The organism is Streptomyces sp. SS8, from assembly GCF_054072955.1.
Map to the genome: position 1 here is coordinate 91025 of NZ_JBSVCZ010000012.1, position 23716 is coordinate 114740.

General features: G+C 71.9%; 21 protein-coding genes and 1 pseudogene. 4 read left to right on the forward strand and 18 right to left on the reverse strand.

Features of this window, described 5'->3' with window-relative positions; translation table 11 throughout:
- Positions 1-6 precede the first annotated feature (6 nt).
- Positions 7-1659, forward strand: a complete 1653-nt coding sequence (locus tag ACW69E_RS14005; protein WP_457498549.1) for an ArnT family glycosyltransferase — start codon at positions 7-9, stop codon at positions 1657-1659.
- Between the two features lie 15 nt (positions 1660-1674).
- Here the strand turns inward: ACW69E_RS14005 and ACW69E_RS14010 are convergent, their stop codons facing one another.
- The 7 genes from ACW69E_RS14010 to ACW69E_RS14040 form a co-directional block, all read right to left on the reverse strand.
- Entirely contained in the window at positions 1675-2055 is a 381-nt protein-coding gene (locus tag ACW69E_RS14010) for an NTP pyrophosphohydrolase (protein ID WP_457498550.1), read from the reverse strand.
- A 141-nt stretch (positions 2056-2196) separates the two neighbouring features.
- Entirely contained in the window at positions 2197-4326 is a 2130-nt protein-coding gene (locus ACW69E_RS14015; RefSeq protein ID WP_457498551.1) for a 3-hydroxyacyl-CoA dehydrogenase NAD-binding domain-containing protein, read from the reverse strand.
- On the reverse strand, positions 4323-5567 hold the full coding sequence (locus ACW69E_RS14020; protein ID WP_457498552.1) for a thiolase family protein: 1245 nt from the start codon (positions 5565-5567) through the stop codon (positions 4323-4325). The genes ACW69E_RS14015 and ACW69E_RS14020 overlap by 4 nt, the downstream gene beginning before the upstream one ends.
- Before the next feature lie 235 nt (positions 5568-5802).
- On the reverse strand, positions 5803-6066 hold the full coding sequence (locus ACW69E_RS14025) for a hypothetical protein (RefSeq protein ID WP_457498553.1): 264 nt from the start codon (positions 6064-6066) through the stop codon (positions 5803-5805).
- A 129-nt stretch (positions 6067-6195) separates the two neighbouring features.
- Positions 6196-7467 (reverse strand): HRDC domain-containing protein, encoded by a 1272-nt coding sequence (locus ACW69E_RS14030; RefSeq protein WP_457498554.1) that lies wholly within the window; start codon positions 7465-7467, stop codon positions 6196-6198.
- A gap of 190 nt (positions 7468-7657) precedes the next feature.
- Positions 7658-8320 carry a helix-turn-helix transcriptional regulator gene (locus ACW69E_RS14035; protein ID WP_206349989.1) on the reverse strand — a complete coding sequence of 221 codons (663 nt, stop codon included), beginning with the start codon at positions 8318-8320 and terminating at the stop codon, positions 7658-7660.
- Between the two features lie 181 nt (positions 8321-8501).
- Positions 8502-9137, reverse strand: a complete 636-nt coding sequence (locus ACW69E_RS14040) for a DUF3000 domain-containing protein (RefSeq protein ID WP_457498555.1) — start codon at positions 9135-9137, stop codon at positions 8502-8504.
- Positions 9138-9296: 159 nt separating this feature from the next.
- Here ACW69E_RS14040 and hemE point away from each other — a divergent pair, with 159 nt between their 5' ends.
- On the forward strand, positions 9297-10304 hold the full coding sequence (gene hemE, locus ACW69E_RS14045) for a uroporphyrinogen decarboxylase (RefSeq protein ID WP_457498630.1): 1008 nt from the start codon (positions 9297-9299) through the stop codon (positions 10302-10304).
- An 81-nt stretch (positions 10305-10385) separates the two neighbouring features.
- Here the strand turns inward: hemE and ACW69E_RS14050 are convergent, their stop codons facing one another.
- Positions 10386-11555, reverse strand: coding sequence for a DUF4349 domain-containing protein (locus ACW69E_RS14050; protein ID WP_457498556.1), 1170 nt, complete (start codon positions 11553-11555; stop codon positions 10386-10388).
- Between the two features lie 222 nt (positions 11556-11777).
- On the opposite strand from ACW69E_RS14050, the gene hemG reads away from it, so the two are divergent.
- On the forward strand, positions 11778-13190 hold the full coding sequence (gene hemG, locus ACW69E_RS14055; protein WP_457498557.1) for a protoporphyrinogen oxidase: 1413 nt from the start codon (positions 11778-11780) through the stop codon (positions 13188-13190).
- 4 nt (positions 13191-13194) lie between these two features.
- Complete coding sequence (gene hemQ / locus ACW69E_RS14060) at positions 13195-13911, forward strand: hydrogen peroxide-dependent heme synthase (protein ID WP_457498558.1); 717 nt, start codon at positions 13195-13197, stop codon at positions 13909-13911.
- Positions 13912-14032: 121 nt separating this feature from the next.
- Here the strand turns inward: hemQ and ACW69E_RS14065 are convergent, their stop codons facing one another.
- The 10 genes and pseudogenes from ACW69E_RS14065 to ACW69E_RS14110 all read right to left on the reverse strand — a co-directional run bounded on the left by ACW69E_RS14065 (position 14033) and on the right by ACW69E_RS14110 (position 23699).
- Positions 14033-14725, reverse strand: a complete 693-nt coding sequence (locus ACW69E_RS14065; protein ID WP_457498559.1) for a glycoside hydrolase family 11 protein — start codon at positions 14723-14725, stop codon at positions 14033-14035.
- Between the two features lie 667 nt (positions 14726-15392).
- On the reverse strand, positions 15393-15608 hold the full coding sequence (locus ACW69E_RS14070) for a hypothetical protein (protein ID WP_457498560.1): 216 nt from the start codon (positions 15606-15608) through the stop codon (positions 15393-15395).
- A 105-nt stretch (positions 15609-15713) separates the two neighbouring features.
- On the reverse strand, positions 15714-16094 hold the full coding sequence (locus ACW69E_RS14075; protein WP_457498561.1) for a hypothetical protein: 381 nt from the start codon (positions 16092-16094) through the stop codon (positions 15714-15716).
- 101 nt (positions 16095-16195) lie between these two features.
- On the reverse strand, positions 16196-16552 hold the full coding sequence (locus tag ACW69E_RS14080) for a DUF6086 family protein (protein WP_457498562.1): 357 nt from the start codon (positions 16550-16552) through the stop codon (positions 16196-16198).
- Positions 16543-16788 (reverse strand): hypothetical protein, encoded by a 246-nt coding sequence (locus ACW69E_RS14085; RefSeq protein WP_457498563.1) that lies wholly within the window; start codon positions 16786-16788, stop codon positions 16543-16545. Before ACW69E_RS14085 ends, ACW69E_RS14080 begins: the two co-directional genes overlap by 10 nt.
- Positions 16789-16924: 136 nt before the next feature.
- Positions 16925-17302, reverse strand: a pseudogene (locus ACW69E_RS14090) (Imm7 family immunity protein); the annotation flags it as partial.
- 65 nt (positions 17303-17367) lie between these two features.
- On the reverse strand, positions 17368-17802 hold the full coding sequence (locus ACW69E_RS14095) for a hypothetical protein (RefSeq protein WP_457498564.1): 435 nt from the start codon (positions 17800-17802) through the stop codon (positions 17368-17370).
- Positions 17803-17812: 10 nt separating this feature from the next.
- Positions 17813-22615, reverse strand: a complete 4803-nt coding sequence (locus ACW69E_RS14100; RefSeq protein ID WP_457498565.1) for a putative T7SS-secreted protein — start codon at positions 22613-22615, stop codon at positions 17813-17815.
- Positions 22615-23283, reverse strand: a complete 669-nt coding sequence (locus ACW69E_RS14105; RefSeq protein ID WP_457498566.1) for a hypothetical protein — start codon at positions 23281-23283, stop codon at positions 22615-22617. Before ACW69E_RS14105 ends, ACW69E_RS14100 begins: the two co-directional genes overlap by 1 nt.
- Complete coding sequence (locus tag ACW69E_RS14110; RefSeq protein WP_457498567.1) at positions 23280-23699, reverse strand: hypothetical protein; 420 nt, start codon at positions 23697-23699, stop codon at positions 23280-23282. The genes ACW69E_RS14105 and ACW69E_RS14110 overlap by 4 nt, the downstream gene beginning before the upstream one ends.
- Positions 23700-23716: the final 17 nt, after the last annotated feature.

Consider the following 23716-nt stretch of genomic DNA (forward strand, 5'->3'; position numbering starts at 1 on the left):
TAGTCCATGCCGACCGCCTCCGACCCACCCCGGTCCGTGCGGCTGCCGAGCGCCCGCACGGCACCGGACAAGGCCGCACGGGTGCGGGAGCCCGGCACCCGCCGGCCGGCCGGCGGCCTCGCCCACCGGCCCGCGGCCTCGCCCGCCGGCCGGCCGCGCCCGCTGTGGCCCCGGCTGCTGCCCGTGCTGGTGCTGCTGGCCGCACTCACCCGCGTCCCGTCCTTCCTGCGGCCGCTGTGGAACCCCGACGAGGGCTTCCTCGCCACCCAGGCCCGGATGCTCGCGGACGGCGGGACGCTCTACGACACCGTCGTGGACCGCAAACCACCTCTGGTGCCCTGGCTGTACCAGGGGGCCTTCGCCGTCTTCGGCGACGCCTCGCTGTGGCCGGTCAAGGCCGCGGCGGTGGCGGCGGTGGCCGCCACCGCCGCGCTGCTGGCCTCCCTGGCCCGCCGCCGCTGGGGCGAGCGGGCCGCATGGGCCGCAGGCGTGCTGTTCGTCCTCGCCTCGGTGGGCCTGAACCCCGAGGACGCCCAGGCGGCGAACTTCGAGGTCTTCATGCTGCCGTTCACCGCGGCGGCCCTGTGGTGCGCCGACCGCAGGCACTGGACGGCCGCGGGCCTGGCGGTCGCCGGCGCCTTCCTGGTCAAGCAGACGGGCGGCGCGACCCTGCTGCCGGTGCTGTTCCTGCTGTGGCGCTCGGCGCCGCCCGGCGACCCGCGGCGGGCCGCGCTGCTCCGGCTGGGCGCGGGCTGCGTACTGCCGGTGGCGGCGGTGGCGGCTGCCTGCGGCTGGTCCCGCTTCCTGTTCTGGACGGTCACCGGATCGGGTGCGTACGCCTCCTTCACCGGATCGGAGCTGCACGTGCTCGGCCGGGGACTGGGAAACACCGCCATCGCGGCGGCCGGCTTCGCGGGGCTGCTGCTGCCGCTGGCGGCGGCGCTGCGGCGGCGCCCGCCGGCACGGCGGCGGGTCCTGACGGCGGACCTGTGGGTCTGGCTGGCGGCCGCCGCGGTCGCCGTGGTCTCAGGCTTCCACTTCTTCGGCCACTACTACCTGCAGCTGCTGCCGCCGCTGGCCCTGCTGGGGGCGGGCGCCCTGCACCTGCTGGGCGGCGGGTGGACGCGCCGGGCCGCGCTGTGCGCGGCGCTGTCGTGCGCGCTGTTCCTGGGCTGGAGCGCGGTCGCGGGCAGCGCCGAGCTGGACCACGCCCGCAAGGTGGCCGACGCCGCGCGGCGGCACGCCGGACCGCAGGAGAAGGTGCTGCTGTGGGGCATGCACCCGGAGGGCTACTGGCTGGCCGACCGCCGTCCGGCCAGCCGCTACCTCACCGCCGGCCTGCTCACCAACTTCAGCGGCGGCCGTGACGGGCCCCGGGTGGGCCAGCGGTACGGCGTCGAGGGCGGCTGGCGCACCTTCCGCGCCGAGCTGTCCGAGGACCCGCCGAAGGTGATCGTGGACGACTCGCGCGGCAAGCCGTACGCCCCCTCCCGGATGCCGACGCTGCGCTACCTGCTCGCGGCGTACTACGAGCGCGCGGAGCGGGTGGACGGCGCGGTGGTGTACGTGCTGCGGCCGGAGCGCGGGGAACAGCGGGGGCAGGGGGAGAGCGAAGAGCGCGGGGGACGCGCGGACGGGGGCGCGGCCGGCGCCCGCTGAGAGGGGAGCGCGAGGTCAGCGCACCGAGCGCGGCCCGGCCGTACCGGCGCCCAGCGCCGCCACCCGTTCGCGCAGCCCGCGGTCGGCGGTGACCACCGTGCAGGGCCGGCCGCGGCCCTCGGCCGCCACCAGCTCCACGATCCGGTCGTCGCCGCTGCCGGGCGCCTCCACCACCCGCACCCCGGGTACGGAGGCCACTTCGCGGGCGGCGCCCTCCACGACGAGCACGATCTCCTCGCCGTCCTCGCCGTCCTCGCCGGCCGCGTCCACCCGCGCCGCGAGGCGGTCCCGCAGCCGCTCGGCGGCGCCGCGCCGGTCCCGCCACCAGCCGTCCGGCACCGAGCCGACGACGTTGGCGGCGTCCACGACGAGCAGGGGGCGAAGGCGTCCGGGCATGGCCCAAGCCTGCCACGGCCACCGCCCGGTCACAGCCCGGCCACCGCCCCCGGGAGCCCCGCGCACGCGACGGCGCCCGCCCGCACTCGGGGTGCGGACGGGCGCCGTGGACGGGCAGGGGGCGGCGGGCCGCCCGGTGCGTCAGTTCGGGACGGAGGCCACGCCCGGCTCCAGGAACCGCTTGCCGGCCACGCGCTCGGAGACGCCCTCGCGGTCCAGGTACGGCGTGATGCCGCCCAGGTGGAAGGGCCAGCCCGCGCCGGTGATCAGGCACAGGTCGATGTCGTGGGCCTCGGCGACGACGCCCTCGTCGAGCATCAGGCGGATCTCCTCGGCGATCGCGTTCAGCGCGCGCTCGCGGACCTGCTCCTCGGTCAGCACCGTGTCGCCGGTCTCGAACAGGGCGGCGACCTCCGGGTCCAGCTCCGGCTTGCCGGAGTCGTGGACGTAGAGGCCGCGCTTGCCCGCCTCGACGACGCGGCCCAGGTTCTCCGAGACGGCGAAGCGGTCGGGGAACGCGGTGTGCAGGGTGCCGGCCACGTGGTGGGCGACGGCCGGTCCGACCAGCTCCAGCAGGACGATCGGCGACATGGGCAGGCCCAGCGGAGCCAGCGCGCGGTCGGCGACCTCGACGGGGGTGCCCTCGTCGATGGAGCGCAGCACCTCGCCCAGGAAACGGGTCAGGATGCGGTTGACGACGAACGCCGGGGCGTCCTTGACCAGCACGGCCGTCTTCTTCAGCGACTTGGCGACCGCGAAGGCCGTCGCCAGCGAGGCGTCGTCGGTCTGCTCGGCGCGGACGATCTCCAGCAGCGGCAGCACGGCGACGGGGTTGAAGAAGTGGAAGCCCACGACCCGCTCGGGGTGCTTCAGCTTGCTCGCCATCTCGGTGACCGACAGCGAGGAGGTGTTGGTGGCCAGGACGGCGTGCTCGGGCACGACCGCCTCGACCTCGGCGAACACCTGCTGCTTGACGCCCATCTCCTCGAAGACGGCCTCGATGACGAAGTCCGCGTCGCCGAAGGCGGCGGCCTTGTCCAGCGAGCCGGTGACCAGGGCCTTGAGGCGGTTGGCCTTGTCCTGGCCCACGCGCCCCTTGAGCAGGAGCTTGTCGATCTCCTCGTGGACGTAGCCCACGCCCTTGTCGATCCGCTCCTGGTCGATGTCGGTCAGCACGACCGGCACCTCCAGGCGGCGGGCGAACAGCAGCGCCAGCTGCGAGGCCATCAGACCGGCGCCGACCACGCCGACCTTGGTGACCGGGCGGGCCAGCTTCTTGTCCGGGGCGCCGGCGGGGCGCTTGGCGCGCTTGTTGACCAGGTTGAAGGCGTACAGGCCGCTGCGCAGCTCGTCGCCCATGATCAGGTCGGCCAGGGCGCGGTCCTCGGCGTCGAAGCCCTGCCGCAGGTCGCCGTTCTTCGCCGCCGCGATGATGTCCAGCGCGCGGTAGGCGGCCGGGGCCGCACCGTGCACCTTGGAGTCGGCGATGCCGCGCCCGCGGGCCACGGCCTGGTCCCAGGCCTCGCCGCGGTCGACGTCCGGGCGCTCGACCTCGAGCTCGCCGCGGAGCACCGAGGCGGTCCAGATCAGGGACTGCTCCAGGAAGTCGGCGCCGTCGAAGATCGCGTCGGCGATGCCGAGCTCGAAGACCTGCTCGCCCTTCAGCTGCTTGTTCTGGTTGAGCGAGTTCTCGATGATCACCGAGACCGCGCGGTCGGCGCCGATCAGGTTCGGCAGCAGGGTGCAGCCGCCCCAACCGGGGACCAGACCGAGGAAGACCTCGGGGAGGGAGAAGGCCGGGATGGCCCGCGAGACGGTCCGGTAGGAGCAGTGCAGACCCACCTCGACACCGCCGCCCATCGAGGCGCCGTTGTAGTAGGCGAAGGTCGGCACGGCCAGGGAGGCCAGCCGCTTGAAGACGTCGTGGCCGCCCTTGCCGATGGCCAGCGCGTCCTCACGGCTCCTGACGACCTCCACGCCCTTGAGGTCGGCGCCCACGGCGAAGATGAACGGCTTGCCGGTCACGCCGACGCCGGTGATCTCGCCCCTGGCGGCCTCGGCCTCGACCTGGTCGATCGCCTTGTCGAGGTTGACCAGCGACTGCGGGCCGAGCGTGGTGGGCTTGGTGTGGTCCAGGCCGTTGTCCAGGGTGATGAGCGCGAAGCGGCCCGCACCCTGGGGGAGGTCGAGGTGACGCACGTGGGCGGTGGTGACGACCTCGTCGGGGAAGAGCTCGGCTGCGCCCTTCAGCAGTTCGGCGGTGTTGCTCACTTGCCCTCCCAGTGGGGGTTCTCCCAGATCACGGTGCCGCCCATGCCGAAGCCGACGCACATGGTGGTCAGGCCGTAGCGGACGTGCGGCTGCTCCTCGAACTGCCGCGCGAGCTGCGTCATCAGACGCACACCCGAGGAGGCCAGCGGGTGGCCGAACGCGATGGCGCCGCCGTACTGGTTGACGCGCGGGTCGTCGTCGGCGATGCCGTAGTGGTCCAGCAGGGCCAGCACCTGGACGGCGAAGGCCTCGTTGATCTCGAACAGGCCGATGTCGCCGATCGACAGACCGGCCTTGGCCAGCGCCTTCTCGGTGGAGGGGATCGGGCCGACGCCCATGACCTCCGGCTCCACACCGGCGAAGGCGTAGGAGACCAGACGCATCTTGACCGGCAGGCCCAGCTCCCGGGCCACGTCCTCGGCGGCCAGCAGGGAGGCGGTGGCGCCGTCGTTGAGACCGGCGGCGTTGCCCGCGGTGACCCGGCCGTGCGCACGGAAGGGGGTCTTCAGACCCGCGAGCTGCTCCAGGGTGGTGCCCGGGCGCATCGGCTCGTCGGCGGTGGCCAGGCCCCAGCCCGTCTCTTCCCCTCGCCCTCCGGGCTGGGGAGACCCCATGGCCTCCTCGTTGGAGCGGCGCACGGAGATCGGCACCAGATCGGCCTGGATCCTGCCGTCGGCGTACGCCTTGGCGGCCTTCTCCTGGCTGCGCACGGCGTACTCGTCGGCGCGCCGCTTGGTGATGTGCGGGTAGCGGTCGTGAAGGTTCTCCGCCGTCATGCCCATGAACAGGGCGGACTGGTCGACCAGCTTCTCGGAGACGAAGCGCGGGTTGGGGTCCACGCCCTCGCCCATCGGGTGACGGCCCATGTGCTCGACACCGCCCGCGACCACGACGTCGTACGCGCCGAAGGCGATCGACCCGGAGGTCGTCGTCACGGCGGTCATGGCGCCGGCGCACATGCGGTCGATGGAGTAGCCCGGCACCGTCGTCGGCAGCCCGGCCAGGATGCCGGCGGTGCGGCCCAGGGTCAGGCCCTGGTCGCCGATCTGGGTCGTCGCGGCGATGGCGACCTCGTCGATGCGCTCCGGGGGCAGGTCCGGGTTGCGGCGCAGCAGCTCACGGATGCACTTGACGACCAGGTCGTCGGCGCGCGTCTCGTGGTAGATGCCCTTCGGGCCCGCCTTGCCGAACGGGGTCCGGACGCCGTCGACGAAGACGACGTCCCTAGCGGTACGAGGCACGTTGGCTCTCCTCCAGGGGTGCGGTGGTACGCCGTACGGCGCGCTTCCCGGAGCTTATGCTACTTGCCGGTAACCCTCAGGTGGACAGCCCCCTTCCGAGGGAGTCGCACGTCACACTCCCGTGTGCCCCGGCCGCCGGGCGGGCGGCACGCCACGGGCCCGCCCCGCGAGGGAGCGGGCCCGGAAACCGCAAAGCGCCGTGCGGCCGGCCCCGGCCGCGGAGCGCCAGGGGACATCAGATGCCCTGCATCCCCTGGAAGACGACGAAGCCGAGGATCAGGCCGCCGACCAGGCCCGCGATGGAGACCCCGAGGGCGGTCTTGCCCAGCCGCTCGCCCTTGGAGGTGGCGATCGCGCCGCAGATGATGCCCGCGATGCCGAAGACCGGCGGGCAGAAGAGGAAGGCGACGCAGCCGAGCACGATGCCGACGATGCTGAGCGTGTTCGACGGGTTGTGGGGCTGCGGCTGCGGCTGGTTCGGGTAGTTCGGATAGGACATTTTCATCCCCCCTGAGTTGTCAGTGCGCGATCACCCTATGCGGGAACCGCGCGCGAGCGAAAGCCCGGTTCCCCGCCCGCGGCGGGGGAGGGGGACCGGGAGGCCGGGCCGTGTCCCGGGCGGCCCCGGTCAGACGTCGGAAGGGACGGCCGACAGGGCGGCCGTCAGCAGCGGCGCCGTCTGCTCGATCTGCCACTGCCGGGCGCCGAGGCCGCGCAGCGCCTGCGCGACCGCGGACTCGGTGGCCTCGCCCGGGGGCTCCCAGCACAGCCGCCGCACCGTGTCGGGGGCGAGCAGGTTCTCCTGGGGCAGGTTCAGCTCCTCCGCGCGCGCCGTCACCGCCGCCCGCGCGGCGGTCAGCCGGGCCGCGGCGGCCGGGTCCTTGTCGGCCCAGGCGCGCGGGGGCGGCGGCCCGGCCGGCGTCAGGGCCGGCTGCGGCAGTTCCGACTCGGGCAGGACGCGGGCGCGCTGGACCGCGGCCAGCCACTGCTCGAGCTGCCTGCGCCCCATCCGCTGCCCGAAGCCGGGCAGCGCGGCCAGCGCCTGCACGGTGGCGGGCATCGCCAGCGCGGCCTCCACGACGGCCGCGTCGGTGAGCACCTTGCCCGGCGAGACGTCGCGGCGCCGCGCCACCTGGTCACGGGCCGTCCACAGCTCCCGTACGGCCGCCATCTGCCGCCGCCTGCGCACCTTGTGCATGCCCGAGGTGCGGCGCCAGGGGTCCTTGCGGGGAGCGGGCGGCGGTGCCGCCGCTATGGCGGCGAACTCCTGGCGCGCCCACTCCAGCTTGCCCTGGCGCTCCAGCTCCTCCTCCAGGGCGTCGCGCAGGTCGACCAGGAGTTCCACGTCCAGCGCCGCGTACCGCAGCCAGGGCTCGGGCAGCGGGCGGGTGGACCAGTCCACGGCTGAGTGGCCCTTCTCCAGGGAGTAGCCCAGGACGTTCTCGACCATCGCGCCGAGGCCGACACGGGCGAAGCCCGCGAGCCGCCCGGCCAGCTCGGTGTCGAACAGCCGGGTCGGGCGCATGCCCGTCTCGCGCAGGCAGGGCAGATCCTGGGTGGCGGCGTGCAGCACCCACTCGGCGTCCGCGATCGCCTCGCCGAGGGCGGTCAGGTCAGGACAGCCGACCGGGTCGACCAGCGCGGTCCCCGCGCCCGCGCGGCGCAGCTGGACGAGGTAGGCGCTCTGCCCGTAGCGGTACCCGGAGGCCCGCTCGGCGTCGACGGCCACGGGGCCGCGGCCCGCGGCGAAGGCGTCCACGACCCCGGCGAGCGCCTCGGGCGCCGCGGTCACGGGCGGGATGCCCTCGCGCGGCTCCAGCAAGGGGACCGGCGCCGGACCTTCCTCCCGTGCGGGAGGCCGAGCTGCGTTGCTTATGGAGGTCTCTTGGGCGTCGGTCACGCGACAAGGGTATCCATGCGCACGTGATGTGCGTCGTCCGCCGACGGAACGTCACACGGGGGGCGCCGTACATCCGCCCGCCCGCACATCCGCCCGCCCGGCCGGGGAGCCGGCCGGGCGGGCGGATGCGGTCGCAGCGGTGAGGGGGTGTGGTCGCAGGGGTGGGGGAGTGGGAGGCCGGGTAACGGGGTCAGTGGATGATGCCGGTGCGCAGGGCGACCGCGACCATGCCCGCGCGGTCGCCGGTGCCCAGCTTGCGGGCGATCCGGGCGAGGTGGCTCTTGACGGTCAGGGCCGACAGGCCCATGGAGACGCCGATCGCCTTGTTGGACTGGCCCTCCGCCACCAGCCGCAGCACCTCGATCTCCCGGCCGGACAGCTCGCGGTAGCCACCGGAGTGGCCGGGAGCGCCCGGCGGGCGGCGGTGCATACGGGCGGCGGCGGCGCCGATGGGTGCGGTGCCGGGACGCCCGGGGTGGCCGGGGGTGCCGCGGGTGCCGGTGACGACATAGCCCTTGACACCGCCCGCGAGGGCGTTGCGCACGGCGCCGATGTCGTCGGCGGCGGAGAGTGCCAGACCGTTGGGCCAGCCCGCCGCCCGGGTCTCGGACAGCAGGGTCAGGCCGGAGCCGTCGGGCAGGTGGACCTCGGCTACGCAGATGTCGCGCGGGTTGGCGACGCGGGGGCGGGCCTCCGCGACCGAAGACGCCTCGATCACGTCCCGGACACCGAGCGCCCACAGGTGGCGGGTGACGGTGGAACGGACCCGGGGGTCGGCGACGACGACCATGGCCGTCGGCTTGTTCGGGCGGTAGGCGACCAGGCTTGTGGGGTGCTCAAGAAGAACGGACACCGGGCCTCCTGGGGAGTGGAGAGCGGACGGAAGCCGACTATGGGGGAAGTCGGGATGGGATGAGCCCCGTGAGGGGTCACAGAATCCTTCGGCACTCCGCCGGTCCGTCTTTAGGGAATGATCACGAATGAGTGAGTGAAAAATTCCGGCAAATCGGACAGGAACTCGATCCGGGGAACCATCAGAGTGGCTGCGGGCCACGGCGCTGCGGCAGTGGTACGACGGACGCCCCCTCGCCCTCCTCCGGAGGCAGCCCCGCGCACTGGCACAGCAGGTCGCACCAGGCCGCCAGATGTCCGGCCGCCGCCTCCCCCGGACCCTCCCGCGGGGTCCACGAGGCGCGGATCTCCAGCTCCGACCGCACCGCCCGGTCCGCCAGCTCCCCGAAGGAGTGGGAGTCCGCCCGCGTCACCGTGCCGCCCTCCGCGGCGTACCCGGCCGACCGCGCCTCCAGCGCGCCCGTCAGCCACGACCAGCTCACCTCCGGCAGCAGCGGATCCCCCGCCATCTCCGGCTCCAGCTGGGCACGGGCCAGGGTCACCACGCGGAACGAGCCCCGCCACGCCTCCTGCCCCGCGGGATCGTGCAGCAGCACGAACCGCCCGTCGGCCAGCTCCTCGCCCCCGGCCTCGACCGACGCCTCCACCGCGTGCGCGAACGGCGCCAGCCTCCTGGGCGGCGGCAGCGGGCCGAGCCGCACCTCCGGGCGCGGCCGCACCCCCGCCAGCGCCGCCACGGCCTGCCGGAAGGCCCGCGGCGCCTCCTCACCGCCGGGACCCGCCGTACCGTCCGCCTGGTGTGCTCGCGCCGCTGCCATGAGCGGCAGCGTAGGCGGAACGGGTGCTCCGGCCGGGTAGGGACACGTGCGAGACTTCTGATTGTGACCGCCGACGACCGAACCGCAGCCCAGCCCCCCTCCGCAGCGGGACCCGCCGCCCCAGCGGCAGCCGACCCCGCGCTCGCCGACTCCGCCTTCCTGCGGGCGTGCCGCCGCGAGCCCGTGCCGCACACCCCGGTGTGGTTCATGCGGCAGGCCGGACGCTCCCTGCCGGAGTACCGGAAGGTGCGCGAGGGCATCGGGATGCTCGACTCCTGCATGCGCCCCGACCTCGTCACCGAGATCACCCTCCAGCCCGTCCGCCGCCACGGGGTGGACGCGGCCATCTACTTCAGCGACATCGTCGTGCCCCTCAAGGCCATCGGCCTCGACCTCGACATCAGGCCCGGGGTGGGCCCCGTCGTCGAGCGGCCCGTCCGCTCCCGCGCCGACCTGGAGCGGCTGCGCCCGCTGGAGCCGGGCGACGTGGAGTACGTCACCGAGGCCGTCCGGATGCTCACCGCCGAACTGGGCGCCACCCCGCTCATCGGCTTCGCCGGCGCGCCCTTCACCCTCGCCAGCTACCTCGTGGAGGGCGGGCCGTCCCGCAACCACGAGCACACCAAGGCGATGATGTACGGCGACCCGGAGCTGTGGGCCGACCTGCTGGACCGGCTCGCGGACATCACCACCGCCTTTCTGAGGGTGCAGATCGAGGCGGGCGCGAGCGCCGTCCAGCTCTTCGACTCCTGGGCCGGGGCCCTGGCCCCCGCCGACTACCGCGCCTCGGTGCTGCCGGCCTCCGTCAAGGTCTTCGACGCCGTCGCCCACTACGGCGTCCCCCGCATCCACTTCGGCGTCGGCACCGGAGAGCTGCTGGGCGCGATGTCCGAAGCGGGCCCGGACGTCGTCGGCGCGGACTGGCGGGTGCCGCTGGACGAGGCCGCCCGCCGGATCGGCCCGGACAAGGCCGTGCAGGGCAACCTCGACCCGGCGGTGCTCTTCGCGCCCCGAGAGGCCGTCGAGACCCAGGCGCGGCGCGTGCTGGACGCCGCCCGCGGCCTGCCGGGACACATCTTCAACCTCGGCCACGGGGTGCTGCCCGACACCGACCCCGACGCGCTCACCCGCCTGGTGGAGTACGTGCACGAGCAGACCGCGAGCTGAGACCGCTCCGTCCCGGCGGGACGCGCGGAAGGCCGGTGGGCCGGGCCCCCTTCCGGGGGGACCCGGCCCACCGGCGTTCACTCACTCCTTATCCGGGGCCTCCGGGGTCTCCGGGGTCTTCCGAGCCCCCGCCTCCTCCGGGGCGGCCCCGGAACCCTCCGCGCGGTCACCGTCCCGCCGCGCCGCGCCCGTGTCCGGCGCCGTGCCCTGCGCGGCACCGGACGCCGCCACCGGCCCCGGGACCGTCACCGGAGGCGGCGGCACGGCGGGCCCGGTGCGCCGCGGCAGCGTCCCCTCCGGGCGGCGCGGCAGCCAGGGACGCACCAGCCGCCACACCAGCACCACCAGCAGCGCCGACGCGGCGAAGGGCAGCAGCACGCCCAGGACGACCGTGATCCAGCGGACCGTCGAGACGAAGGCCTGCCACCCGCCCGCCAGGGCGTCCGGGAAGGACGGCGCGCCGTCCTCCTCCGGCTCGGCCGGCTCCGCGTCCGGCTCGCGCAGCACCAGGGTGATCGTGGCCATCCCGGTGCGGCTCTCCAGGGACTTCAGCCGAGACTGGAGCGCCTCCAGATCCGCCTGCCGACTGCTCAGCTCGGACTCCAGGGTCACCACGTCGGACAGCGCCCCGGCCTCCTCCATCAGCTTGCGCACCCGCTCCACGCTGGCCTTCTGCGTCCTGATCCGGCTCTCGACGTCGACCACCTGATCGGTGACGTCCTTCGTCGACACCTTCCGCTCGACCTGCTTGCCGAGCCCGGCCAGCTCGTCCAGCACCCCCTGGTACTCCTCGGGCGGGACCCGCAGCGTCATACGGGAGCGGTCGTGCCCCTCGGAGTCGCTGTCGGTGTCCTCGTCGGCCACGTACCCGCCCGCGGTCTCCACCACCGTGCGGGCCCGGGCCAGCTTCTCGGACACGTCCTCGGCCGTGACGGTGAGCGACGCCGTACGGATGACATGGGTCGCGGCCGGGTCGGGCGCGTCGTCGGCCACCCTCTCGCCGTCGGCACTCCCGCGGTCGGCCTGCGAGGCGCCCTGCTCGTAGGCCCCCGCCTCCTGCCCCGCATCCTGGCGGGGTGCCTCGGGCGCCGCGACGCCCCGGTCCGCCTTGGCGCCGGCGCTGCCGTCGCCGTCCCCCGCCGCGCCGCAGCCGGTGACCGCCAGCGCGGCGGCCAGCAGCAGCGCGGCCGGCGCCCCGCGCCGCGCGGGCGCGCCGCCGCCGGCCGTGGCCGTGAATCCGCGTGTGAACATCAATGCCCCCCAACGCATCGGTGGATGTCGGGAGTTGGACGGACGGACGCGCGGGCCGGTTGCCGGTCCCCGGTAGCGAAGCGGTCACGTTCGGGACTCGGAAGAGCCACCGCCGGGCCGCAGCCGTGCCACCGCCGCCCACCGCCGCACCCGGTGCCGTCCCGCGTCCCCTCCGGCCGGGGCGGCGCGCCGGGTCCGGCGGCGGTCTGGGAGAGTGGAGCCATGCACGTCATCGTCATCGGCGGCGGCATCTCCGGGCTCGCCGCCGCCCACCGCCTGCTGGAGGGCGGCGCGCGCGTGACCGTCCTGGAGTCCTCCCCCCGCCTCGGCGGCAAGCTGTACGCCGGCCGGATCGCGGACGCCGCCGTCGACCTGGGCGCCGAGTCGATGCTCGCCCGCCGCCCCGAGGGCCTCGACCTCGCCCGCGCCGCCGGCCTCGGCGAAGCCCTCCAGCCGCCCGCCACGGGCACCGCGGCGATCTGGACCCGCGGCGAGGTCCGCCCGATGCCCACCGGCCACGTCATGGGCGTACCAGCCGACCCGGCGGTCCTCGCCGGGATCGTCTCGCCCGACGGCCTGGCCCGCGCCGCCGAGGACGCCGAACTGCCGCGCACCGAGACCGGGGAGGACGTGGCCGTCGGCGAGTACGTCGCCGCCCGCCTCGGCCGCGAGGTCGTGGACCGGCTCGTGGAGCCGCTGCTGGGCGGGGTCTACGCCGGAGACGCCTACCGGATCTCGATGCGCGCCTCCGTACCCGCCCTGTTCGAGGCGGCCCGGAAGGAGCGCTCGCTGCTGGCCGCCGTGCGCGGCGTCCAGGAACGCGCCGCGGCCGGCCGGCAGGACGGGCCCGTCTTCATGGGCATCGAGGGCGGCATGGGACGGCTGCCTGCCGCCGTGGCCGACACCTGCCGCGCCGCGGGGGCCGACATCCGCACCGACACCCCCGTGACCGAGCTGCGCCGCACCGGCGACGGCTGGAGGGTCATCGCCGCGGGCCGCCCGCTGGAGGCGGACGCGGTGGTCCTGGCCGCACCCGCCCCCGCCGCCGCACGGCTGCTGGCCGGCCACTCCCCGTCCACCGCGGCCGGGCTGGAGCGGATCGAGTACGCCTCCATGGCCCTGGTCACCATGGCCTTCCGCCGCCGAGACCTGGCCCGCGTGCCCGAGGGCCGGGGCTTCCTCGTCCCCGCCACCGACGGCCGGGCGATCAAGGCCTCCACCTTCTCCACCAACAAGTGGCACTGGAACGCCGCCCAGGACCCGGACCTGTTCGTCCTGCGCACCTCCCTGGGCCGCCACGGCGAGGAGGAGGTCCTCGGCCGCGACGACGCCGATCTGGTGGAGCTGTCCCTGCGGGACCTGGAGACCGCCATCGGGCTCACCGCCCGCCCCGCCGCCTCCACCGTCACCCGCTGGGACGGCGGACTGCCGCAGTACCCCGTCGGCCACCTGGAGCGCGTCGCCCGTGTGCGCCGGGACCTCGCCGCCCTGCCCGGCCTGGCCGTCTGCGGCGCGGCCTACGACGGGGTCGGCATCCCGGCGTGCATCGCCGGCGCCCGCACCGCCGCCGAGGCGGTGCTCCAGTCGGGATCGAGGGCCCGGCCACCGGCCGTCCCGCGGACAGGGGGAGAATGAACCCATGACTGCTGAACCCCGCAAGACGCCCAACGCGGGCAAGAAGGCCAAGGACCTCAACGAGGTCATCCGCTACACCCTGTGGTCCGTCTTCCGCCTGCGCGAGGCGCTGCCGGAGGACCGCGCCGGCCACGCCGACGAGGTCCGCGAGCTGTTCGACCAGCTCGCCGCCAAGGACGTCACCGTGCGCGGCACCTACGACGTCTCCGGGCTGCGCGCCGACGCCGATGTGATGATCTGGTGGCACGCGGAGACCGCCGACGCGCTCCAGGAGGCGTACAACCTCTTCCGGCGCACGAAGCTGGGCCGCGCGATGGAGCCGGTGTGGTCCAACATGGCGCTGCACCGCCCCGCCGAGTTCAACCGCTCGCACATCCCGGCCTTCCTCGCCGACGAGGAGCCGCGCGCGTACGTGTGCGTCTACCCGTTCGTGCGCTCCTACGAGTGGTACGTCCTCCCCGACGAGGAGCGCCGCGAGATGCTGGCCGAGCACGGGAAGATGGCGCGCGGCTACCCGGACGTGCGGGCCAACACCGTCGCCTCCTTCGCGCTGGGCGACTACGAGTGGCTGCTGGCCTTCGAGGCCGACGAGCTGCACCGCATCGTCGACCTGATGCGCCACCTGCGCGCCTCCCGCGCCCGCCTCCACGTCCGCGAGGAGGTCCCCTTCTACACCGGCCGCCGCAAGGACCTGGCCGAACTGGTGGCGGGACTGGCGTAGCCGTCCCCGGCGCCCGTGGCGCGGAGTACGCCCGTGGAGCATGCCTGTGGCGCGGCGGCCCTCGGCCACCGCGCCACAGGTGCAGTCCCGCGCGGGCCCCGGACGGGCCGGGGCGCCGCCGTCAGCTCACGTTGATGTTGGAGCTGCCGCTGCTCTGGTAGCCCTCGGTCGCCATGATCATGTAGTAGTTGAAGCTGCCCATCCGCATCCCGGCCCGGGACCAGGCGTCGAAGTGGTTGCCGGTGGTGATGGTGCCGCCGGTCTTCTTCTGCTGGCGGACGCTCCAGTACTGGTCGAAGGTCCTGGTGCCCTCGACGGAGGGGGCGTTGTAGCGGGTGGTCTTGTAGATGTCGTACGTGCCGCCGTCGGTGCTGACCGTGCCCCGGTACTCTCCCGTGGGCCGGTAGGTGCCCCAGTTGTCGACGATGTAGTACTCCACCAGCGGGTTCGACGTCCAGCCGTACAGGCACAGGTAGCCGTTGCCCGACGGGTAGAAGCTGCCCGAGTAGTGCACGGTCCGGCGGCTGCCGTTGCCCCAGCCCTTGCCGCAGACGAAGTTGCCGGTGTTGCGCCACGAGGTGCTGTAGTTGCCGCCGGAGCCCATGGTCATGGAGACCGTTCCCGGGGCGTCGGTCCAGAACGAGTAGTAGTAGCCGTTGTGGTAGCCCGTCTGGTTCGAGCTGACGGTCTGGGCGTGGGCGGTGCCGGTACCCGGCAGCATCAGCCCGGAGGTGGCGACCGCCAGTGCACCGGCGCGGCCGACGAAGCCGCGGCGGCTCATCGACTTGGGGGTGGGGGCGTCGTTCCTGTCCATGCTTCGCTTCCTCCTCGCGAAGGCCGGCCCTGAGGCCGGGCAGCGCGACACGACCCGGCGTACCGTCGGCGGCCGTGGGGGGCCACCGCGCGCCGGCGTCGTATCGACGACGGTGGGGGGACGGTCGTCCGCCGTGGGGCGGACAACCGGAAGGCCCGGGCCACGGCGGGCGGCCCGGCTCGACAGCGGTGGGGCCTGTCGATGCCGATAGGTTGGTCCGACACCCTTGGGTTGTCAACAGTTCCCGGAAGTTTTACGGGAGTTGAAGGCCCATCGAGGATCTGTCAGGAGAAGGTCATGCCTGGTCAAGAGGCCGTGACGGCATCCTTCCTTCAGGTAAGGTCGATGGAACCCTGGATCTGAAGGCAACGAGCTGGCTACTGATCGAAAAACTTCCGGAAACCTTCCGGGGGTGCCGAGCGCGGCGCGAGAACGAGCCCGCATCCGGCCGGCGCCGGGGAACGGCGGCGGTGACCGGCAGGACGTCGGACGGGTTCCGGCGACCGGATGAGCCTGCTGGCCGACTCCGGTCGCTATACCGCGCCCGTCACCAGGCGCACCGGTTCCCCTGGTGGCGGGCGCACACCGCGACGGAGGCCCGTAACACGTCGGCAGCGACCTGGATGAAGCCTTGCGTCAGGAGAGAAGTTTTGAGGGCAAGGCGAGGTTATTGATCCATGGTTTCGATGATCTCCCATTCCTGACCAGGGTCAGCGAAAGACAGGAATTCACTCAAGTGGATTTCGGTGCCCAAACGCAGATCGCTTCCCTCCAGCCAGACGGATTCGCATTCAGGGCGCAGATGGAACCGCTCGCCGGTATCCATGTGCCGGAACAGGCAGCCCCAATCCTGTCGGCAGTGAGAACATGTCGTCTTGTGCATGGTGCTCTCCGGAGGAAGGCAAGGATTTAGGTTTTTAATTGGTGGCGCATCGTGAAGGTCTCTCGTAATTGCTGTTCATCTCCAGCGGAAAATCGCATGCGGTGTTCAGTTGAAGATGAGTTCGACTTCCTTGTCCACGCAGATTTTCATGGCATTGACCAACCGGCGAGCATCGTCAACGAGTCGTTGAATTTTGGGATCACCGTCATTGTGCTGCTGACTGATGATTTCTTCCAACCGAGGCAGCATGGCAGTGCATTGAGAGTGCGTGAGGTTGGGGCCGTCATCGTCCGGATGGTCGAGCAGTCGGGCCAGCGGGGTGGAAACGCCGTCCCATGGACGATCTCCGCCGAATCCATACATTTCGGCGAGAGTGAATCCCTCAGCCTGTGCCAGCCACTGCCCGAACGTGCTGAACCCGCTGTATGACCAGGAGACATCCGGGCTGGTCACATCACCATCTCCGGGAAACAGCATGATCCCCATCCGTCCCTCCTTGCTCGGTCCGGGGTCCGGAATCGGCCGTGGTCGCCGCCGCTTCAAGGCCGACTACTACCCAACTTGGTGATCCTGTCATCCTCGCAAAATTACGCTGGAAAGGATTTGGCGTTTTTTCTCCCAAAAATCCCCAGCACCCTGTAGGAGGGGCTCGTCTCCTTCTCCGGCACGCTTGAGTAGCACCAGCCCAACTCCGATGACCCTTTGAGGAGGGGCCTCAGGACGGCGTGGCTGGTTCTCTGATGCTCATGCAAAAGGGTTTCTATGAAGAGAGCGAAATCATGGATCTCGACGCGACACTCATCATCTATGATGGGTTCCAGACCAGAAGGGACCCCGAATATTTGCGCGAGCGCCAAGGCCTCCGCATGGAACGTCCTGGATGCAAGGTTTGCTGGATTCCAAACGTCCTTGTCTTTGACCTGAAAGAAGCAACTCACTCGCATTCTTCGATCATGCGGATGACGAGCCGGTGCAGGATCTCGGCTCTGCGTCGGTCTTCCCGCTGGTTGCGCAGGACCTGCTCGGCTGTACGCAGCCGGTGCCAGGCGCCCGGCTCCTCGTCCATCACCTTGTCGACCAGGGGTCGGGTGAACAGAGCCAGGTACTCGGCCAACTGCCGCCGGGTGTCCGGGGAGGGCGGGGACTGGTCAGGGGCCGGTACCCGGTGGTGAGATAGCACGCCGGATCGGTCAGGCTCCACCCCACGGCGGCGCCGTCCTGAACGAGCAGTGCCAGTCCGGGGGCGATGCTGTTCAGAGTGATGTCCATGGGAAATCCACCTCACCGAGCCCGGTCGGCAGGCCGCAGCTTTTCACTCACTCCTCGATGACAGACCGGGCGGGGGAGAGGAAAGGGTCCAAGCGAGTTTGGATTTCACCTCTGGCCATGACTCGGACGTGGAAGGCGTTTTGCCCCGGCGGCTCCTCCATGTCGGCGGAGCGTTCGTAGAGTAGCCCCCAGGAACCCGGGAAGCGAGTCGCGATGTAACGCAAGAGCTTCTCCAGTTCGGCAGCCTCATCACGGCGGCGGTTGATCAAGCCGTTGACCATGATGGAGTACTCGCCGTTGTAAATTTTTAACTCGGCTTCGGCAGTCGTCCAGTCGATATCAGAGATCCGTGTCTGCAGTCCATCTATACCTAGTTCCAAGCCCCCTGCGCCTGACTCCTCAGGTGATTCCGCGATACCGAACCAGCCGTGAAATTCTTACATCCTCATCCCGGCGGAGCCGTGTGGATGGAAGCTCCTATCACAGGGCTTTAATTCTCCTCTCCTTTTCTCTGTGGTCCAGCTCCTGGGGCGGCTTTAAACCCTAGAAACTGATTAACTGAGATGGAGATGTCGATGAGGCGCTGTTGGCTTACCTCGGGAACCTTATAGTATTTTTCGTCCACCCATTGGATAAAATCCTGCGGGAGGTTAATTCTGTAGTGCTTGACGTACTCCACCAGATCGGCCCTCCATGCGTACTCGCCGTCCGTCATGACAGACGACCCTCCGGGTGACTGAAATTTACCTCCAATCAAATCGGAAGTTACTTCCATAATGTCGAGAATCGGGTGCCCCGAGGCTAGATAAGAGGTCATGTCTGCTGTGTTGTAATCGCCTTGAATCTGGATCGCTTCAAGGACTGACTCCCTTTCCGCTTCTTTTCCTTCGTGGTGCATTTCCCTAAAGAAACCGATAAACTTCACGACTTCTCCTTTATTGAATGATCGGAAGGAAAACTCTCCAGTATCCACCGTCATGAATCAAAGGATCCTGCCCTCGGCCAAGGGCGGGGTTCGTTCCCACCATGTTTGTCGGAGCTCGGACTGTCACGCCGAGCTCGTTGGCGACCTGTTGAGCTATTCCAGAGCTTCCCGAGTGGCACACCATAAGTCTAAGAGGTCCGCCGCCGTAGTGAGGGTTGTTCAGGACGGCGTCGACTAGTTGCCCGCCGTTCACAGACCCACCAGGCATTGCAAGGAAACCATCACGGGATCCATGCGCTACCACATCATGCTCCCCGCGGTTTAGGACGTTCTGAAAGTTCCTCACGCTGGCGCCGTCGTCGCCGATCAACGTGCCTGTCTCTCCGTGGGTCACGGGGTGTCCAGACGGAATCCAGTTATCCGCCCCTGGATCGCTCATGTAATCGAATTGCGGTCCGCAAGGCGCGAGGCCCAGCGGGTCGGTCCAGGTGTGGGGGTTGTGGACGTAGGTGGCCGGGTTGGGGGAGGGGGCCAGGCCGAGGGGGTCGGGGGTGGTGTAGCGGGCGGTGGCCGGGTCGTAGTAGCGGAAGTAGTTGTAGTGCAGGCCGGTCTCGGGATCGTGGTACTGGCCGGGGAACCGCAGGGGGGTGTAGGTGGTGGCGTCGCGGTTCCAGGTGGTGGTGCCCCACAGGGTGGTGCGGGTGTGCCAGGCGACGGTGCCGGTCTCGTCGACGAGTTCGGTGGGGGCGCCCACGAGGTCGGTGACGATGGCGAAAAATCGCCGGTCGATCTCGCTCTGGTCGGCGGGATCGAGGAGGCGTTCGGTCTGGGCCAGGGGAGTGAGGCCGTCGTGGTCCCAGGTGAGGGCGACCGGGTGCGGCAGATCGGGTGATGTGGTGGTCTGCTCGACGAGGACCGGGCCGTCCCAGGTGAAGTCCACCTGTTCGGTGACGGTCTCCCCGTCCGCCGCCAGGCGCTGCTTGGCGATACGGCGGCCCAGCGGGTCGTACAGGTAGCGCCAGCGGGTGCCGTCGGGGGTGGTGACGGTGGTGAGGCGGTCCTCGGCGTCCCACTCGTAGCGCCAGGTGTCGGGCTTCTTCGACAGCCGGACGCGCTGCCGCAGGACGGTGCGGCCGGCCGCGTCGTACTCGTAGCGGAAGCGCCCGGCCCGGGTGAGGCGGGTGCCGGTGTAGGCGCGCTCGCCGGTGGCGTCGGCGGCGGCGTGCCCGGCGGGCCAGGAGGCGGAGGTCTGGTTGCCGGCCGCGTCGTAGGCGTAGCTCTCGCTCCAGTCGGCCGCGGTGACGGCGGTGACGCGTCCGGCCGGGTCGAGGTCGAAGGCGCGGTGGCCGGACAGGAGGTCGTCGACGGCGGTGAGGTGGCCGTCCGGCCGGTAGTGGTACGTGCGCTGCTGGACGGTGACCGCGTTCTCCGGCCCGGCGGTGAGGGCCTGGCCGGTCAGGCGCCCGGCAGGGTCCCACCACTGGGCCAGGGTGAGGTGCTCGCCGATGCGGCGGGCGGTCTCGCGCCCGGCGGCGTCGTGGGTGAAGTCCAGCGTGCGGCCGGAGGTGGTCAGGGCGGTGCGGTTGCCGGCCGCGTCGTAGGCCAGGGAGGACACCGCCCCGGTGGGGGTGGTGCGGCGGGTGCGGCGGCCCAGCGCGTCGTAGGACAGCGACAGGGCCCGGCCGTTCACCAGCTCGGTCTTCACCCGCCCCAGCCGGTCGCGGTGCCAGCGCACCTCCGCGTCGGGCCCGACGGCCTCCACCGGCCGTCCGGCCGCGTCGTAGGCGAGGGTGGTGACCCTGCCCCCGGCCTCCTTGCGGACCAGGCGGCCCAGCTCGTCGTGGGCGAAGGCGATGGTCTCGCCCAGCGGGGTGGTACGGGCGGCCAGTTGGCCGGCCGCGTCGTAGGAGTAGGACAGGGTGCGGTCATCGAAGTCGGTCTCGGACATCAGGCGCCCGGCCGGGTCGTACTCGTACGACCAGCTCAGGCCCTGGGGGTTGGTGACGCGGGTCAGCCGCAGCTCTGCGTCGTGCTCGAAGGTGTGGCGCACCCCGTCCGGGCCGGTGCGAGCGGCCAGCAGGTCGAAGTGGGTGTACTCGTAGGTGGTCACCCCGCCGGCCGCGTCGGTGTGGCGGACGCAGTTGCCCTCCCCGTCGTACTCCCACCGCTCCTCGGCTCCGTCCGGGCCGGTGCGGCGGGCGAGCCTGCCCTCCACCGTCCACTCCAGGCGGGTGACCGCGCCCAGGGGGTCGGTGATGGCGGTGGGGCGGCCGAAGGCGTCGCGGGTGTAGCGGGTGACGGCGCCCATGGGGGTCCCCCCGCCGGAGGCAGGGGGAGGATCGGTGATCTCCACCGGCAGCCCGGCCGCGTCGCAGCGCACGGACGTGACCCGGCCCAGGGCGTCGGTGACCGAGACCAGATGGCCGTACCCGTCGTAGGCGTAGCGGGTGGTGTGGCCGGCCGGGTCGGTGGTGGCGGTGCGCAGGCCGCGCTCGTCGTAGGCGTGCCGCCACACCGCCCCGTCCACCTCGCGGACCTCGACCGGCAGCCCGAGGCCGTCGCGGGTGACGGCGATCCGCCGCCCGTCCGGGCGGGTCAGGCCGGTGAGGCGCCCGTGCCCGTCGTAGGCGAAGACGGTGGTGCGGCCCAGGGGATCGGTGACGGTCAGCGGCTGCCGGTGGTCGCCGTAGGTGTAGCGGGTGGTGTGGCCGTTCGGGTCGGTGGTGGCGACCGTGCGGCAGCGGTCGTCGATCACATGGCGGGTGGCGTGCCCGGCGGCGGTGGTCAGGGTGGTGACCTTGTGGCCGGTGTCCGGGTCGATCCCGTCGTAGGCGATGCGGACCTGCATGTGGCCCTCGGTGCCGCCCTCGGCGACGCACCGGTGCAGGTTGTCGTAGACGTAGTCGTAGCGCCGGCCGTTGGAGTCGGTCCAGGCGATCACCCGGGCCTCGTCGTCGTACTCGAACCGCAGCGGCCGCCCCGAGGAGTCGGCGACCTCGGTGAGGTGGCCGTCGGTGTAGCCGTAGCGCCTGACCACCTGATCGCCCAGCGACAGGGCGGTGACACGGCCGTCCTCGACGGTCAGGTGCAGGGTGTAGCCGCCGCTGTGCTCGATGCGCAGCGGGGCGCCGGTGGCCTCGTCGTAGGCGAAGAGGATCTGGTGTCCGGCCCGGTCGGTGATCTGCTCCAGCCGCGCCACACCGTCCGCCCCGCCGTCCCCGCCCCCGGGCGGCGGGGCGAAGTGCCGCACCCGTCCGGTGTCCGGTTCGGTGAGGGTGTAGCCGCCGTCCGGGGTACGCTCCAGCGGCATACGTGCCGAGCCGGCCGACGGCAGCGTGGGCACGCCGGGGGCCGGGTGCGGGTACGCCAGCAGCCGCCCGTCCTCGGCGACGAACACCACGCCCTCGGCGTCCACCTCCAGCCGCTGGTCGACGGTGGAGGCCCACGACGGCCCGAACCACCGCCCGGCGGTGTACCCGGACTCCACGTACCGCCGGAAGACCAGCGGCATCGCACCGGGCAGGGTGATGTCCGTCTGCGGCAGGAACATCCTCCCCGTGGCCAGGTCCACCGGGTCCGTGCCGCCGGAGTCGCGCTCCTCCGGCTTGCTGCCGTGCTGCTCCGGGCCGTCGTTGTCCAGGGCGCGGCGGGCCTTGCCCGCATCGGCTGCCGCGTCCGCGGCGTCGGCCGCGATCCGCACGCCCTTGACGCCCGCCCCGGCACCGCCGGTCAGGACGGTCAGCGCCGCGTCGAAGACCAGCCGGCCGCCGCCCTCGGCCGGGTCCTTCATGAAGGCCGAGACCATCTGCTTGCCCGTGCCCACCGGGTCGTTGGACGCCTGGAGCAGTCCGGCGACCGTGCTGTTGAGGGTGGTGGCGTACTCGCCCGGGTGCCCGAGGTTGTACAGGTCGGTGGGGTTGAGGCTGCGGGCCAGGGCGACCAGTTCGGTGCCGCTCTTGAGGAACCCGCCCAGCATGTGCGAGTTCTCCAGGTGCATTCCGGCCATGCCGTACTTGAACTGCTCGCCGTACGACGGCTTGGGCGGCGCCTTCTCCCGCGCCGCCTTCACGGCCGACCGGGCCTTCTCCGCCGCCGTGTCGCGCTGCTTGCGCGCCTCGGCGAGGATCTCCTCGGCCTCCTCCGCCTTCGCCGGACCCGGGTCCTTGAAGGCGGCCGGGCACACCGGCGGCGTACCCGGGTCGTCCCCCGCCTTCACCTTGGCGTTGTAGGCGTCGACGGCCTTGTTGTACGCGTCGACCTTCTTGTTGTGCGCCGTCCGCGCGTCCTCGGAGGCCTTGACGGCGGCCTCGTACTTGGTGATCGCCTCCTTGGCCCGGCCCTGCGCCCACTCCACGGTGTCGGCGAAGTCCTCCAGGGCGCCCGCGGCCTTCTCGCAGGCGTCGGCGGCCTTGAACCACTTGGGAGGTTCCTCGGCCGCCTTCGTCCGGAAGGTGTCGGCGGCCTCGCCCTCGATCCCGGAGGAGTCCAGCCCCTTGATGCCCTTGCCGACGTTGTCGAAGGACTTGGCGAAGTCCTTCAGATGGCCCGCGGTCGAGCGGAGCTTGCCCGCGCTGCCGTAGACCAGCTTCTTAGGGTCCTCGGTCTGCCCGAGCTGGAGTTCGTCGGTGTCCGCGCCCATCGCGTTCGCGGTGGAGCGGGACTTGTCGCGCACCCAGTCCGCGCCGGACTCCCAGCCGGCCTTGTCCAGCCCTTCGGCCGTCCTGTCGCCCAGCCACTCGACGCCGTCGCCGAGCTTGCGCACACCCTTCTCGAAGCCGTCCTCGAGACTGTCGGGAATGAGGTCCCAGCCCATCAGCCCTCGCCCCCGTCACCCTGCCGCGCGGCCTGCTGCTGCGCCTGCTGCTGGGCCCGCTCCTCCGGGGAGGGCCCGAACATCACGTCCCGCACCGTCTCGCGATGGTGCTCCTCGACCCCGGCCGCGTCCATCGCCAGGTCGTTCAGGAAGCCGCCCTGGCCCTCGCTGGTCACGTTCCGGGCGGTGTCCTTCCAGGTCTGCGCCATCTCCTGCTGGGCGGTGCGGAACGACTCGGCACTGTAGTCGGGCCGGTAGTTGTCCAGCGAGATCAGCTCGTCCCACTCCCGCTGGGTGACCTCCTGCCCGGACAGGTGGGGGTTGCCGACGAAGGAGTTGGCCGCGATCTTGTAGGTGCCCTCCCAGTACCGGTCCTCGGCGTGGACCATGCCCGCCGCCAGGTCCAGCCGGGCCGCCAGCTTGTTGGCCTCCATGACCAGGGCGCGTACGCCCCACTCCCAGTCCTCGCAGAAGCCCTCGAACTCCCCGGCCAGCCCCGGGTGGCCGGCCTCCATGGCCGTCAGCACCATCGAGTCGAAGCCCGCGCCCTGGATGGAGTCGGTCTCCGAACTGCCCACCTGCTTCAGCTCGTCGATCGCCCCGTTGAGGCCCTTGGTGATGAGGTCCAGGGCCTCCTTGGAGAACTTCAGGTCACCGTCGCCGCTCACCGCGCGCCCCCGTCCCGCCCCGCGCCGCCGATCTCCATATCCGCGTCCACCGCCGCCGCGTCCGGCACGATGCCCCGCACCGGCGGGAACAGCATCGAGCCGTCCTCGTCGGCGGCGTTCACCGCCACCCCGGCCGGGCCGTCCACCCGGGGAACGACCACATCCAGCAGCCGGGCCCCCAGCAGCGCCGCGTACTCCCACTCCTCACCGGGCGCGGCGCCCTTCAGGCGCGCGAAGCGGGCCAGCGCCGCCTCGTCGGTGAACGTGTGGATCCAGCGGATCCCGCCGTGGACGGCCGTCAGCAGCCGGCCGTCCATCAGCGGCACCAGCACGGCGGTACGGCGGAACTCGCCCACCATCGCGCGGGGATTCCCCCGCCCCGCACGCACCGCGGCTATCTCCCCGACGAGCTCCACCCCGTACCCCCGTTCGA

Bases quoted from the DNA above. Each gene is read 5' to 3' on its own strand.
- ACW69E_RS14005 (WP_457498549.1), top strand. From the start codon at position 7: ATGCCGACCGCCTCCGACCCACCCCGGTCCGTGCGGCTGCCGAGCGCC.
- ACW69E_RS14010 (WP_457498550.1), bottom strand. From the start codon at position 2,055: ATGCCCGGACGCCTTCGCCCCCTGCTCGTCGTGGACGCCGCCAACGTC.
- ACW69E_RS14025 (WP_457498553.1), bottom strand. From the start codon at position 6,066: ATGTCCTATCCGAACTACCCGAACCAGCCGCAGCCGCAGCCCCACAAC.
- ACW69E_RS14040 (WP_457498555.1), bottom strand. From the start codon at position 9,137: ATGGCAGCGGCGCGAGCACACCAGGCGGACGGTACGGCGGGTCCCGGC.
- ACW69E_RS14050 (WP_457498556.1), bottom strand. From the start codon at position 11,555: ATGTTCACACGCGGATTCACGGCCACGGCCGGCGGCGGCGCGCCCGCG.
- hemG (WP_457498557.1), top strand. From the start codon at position 11,778: ATGCACGTCATCGTCATCGGCGGCGGCATCTCCGGGCTCGCCGCCGCC.
- hemQ (WP_457498558.1), top strand. From the start codon at position 13,195: ATGACTGCTGAACCCCGCAAGACGCCCAACGCGGGCAAGAAGGCCAAG.
- ACW69E_RS14065 (WP_457498559.1), bottom strand. From the start codon at position 14,725: ATGGACAGGAACGACGCCCCCACCCCCAAGTCGATGAGCCGCCGCGGC.
- ACW69E_RS14070 (WP_457498560.1), bottom strand. From the start codon at position 15,608: ATGCACAAGACGACATGTTCTCACTGCCGACAGGATTGGGGCTGCCTG.
- ACW69E_RS14075 (WP_457498561.1), bottom strand. From the start codon at position 16,094: ATGGGGATCATGCTGTTTCCCGGAGATGGTGATGTGACCAGCCCGGAT.
- ACW69E_RS14080 (WP_457498562.1), bottom strand. From the start codon at position 16,552: ATGCGAGTGAGTTGCTTCTTTCAGGTCAAAGACAAGGACGTTTGGAAT.
- ACW69E_RS14100 (WP_457498565.1), bottom strand. From the start codon at position 22,615: ATGGGCTGGGACCTCATTCCCGACAGTCTCGAGGACGGCTTCGAGAAG.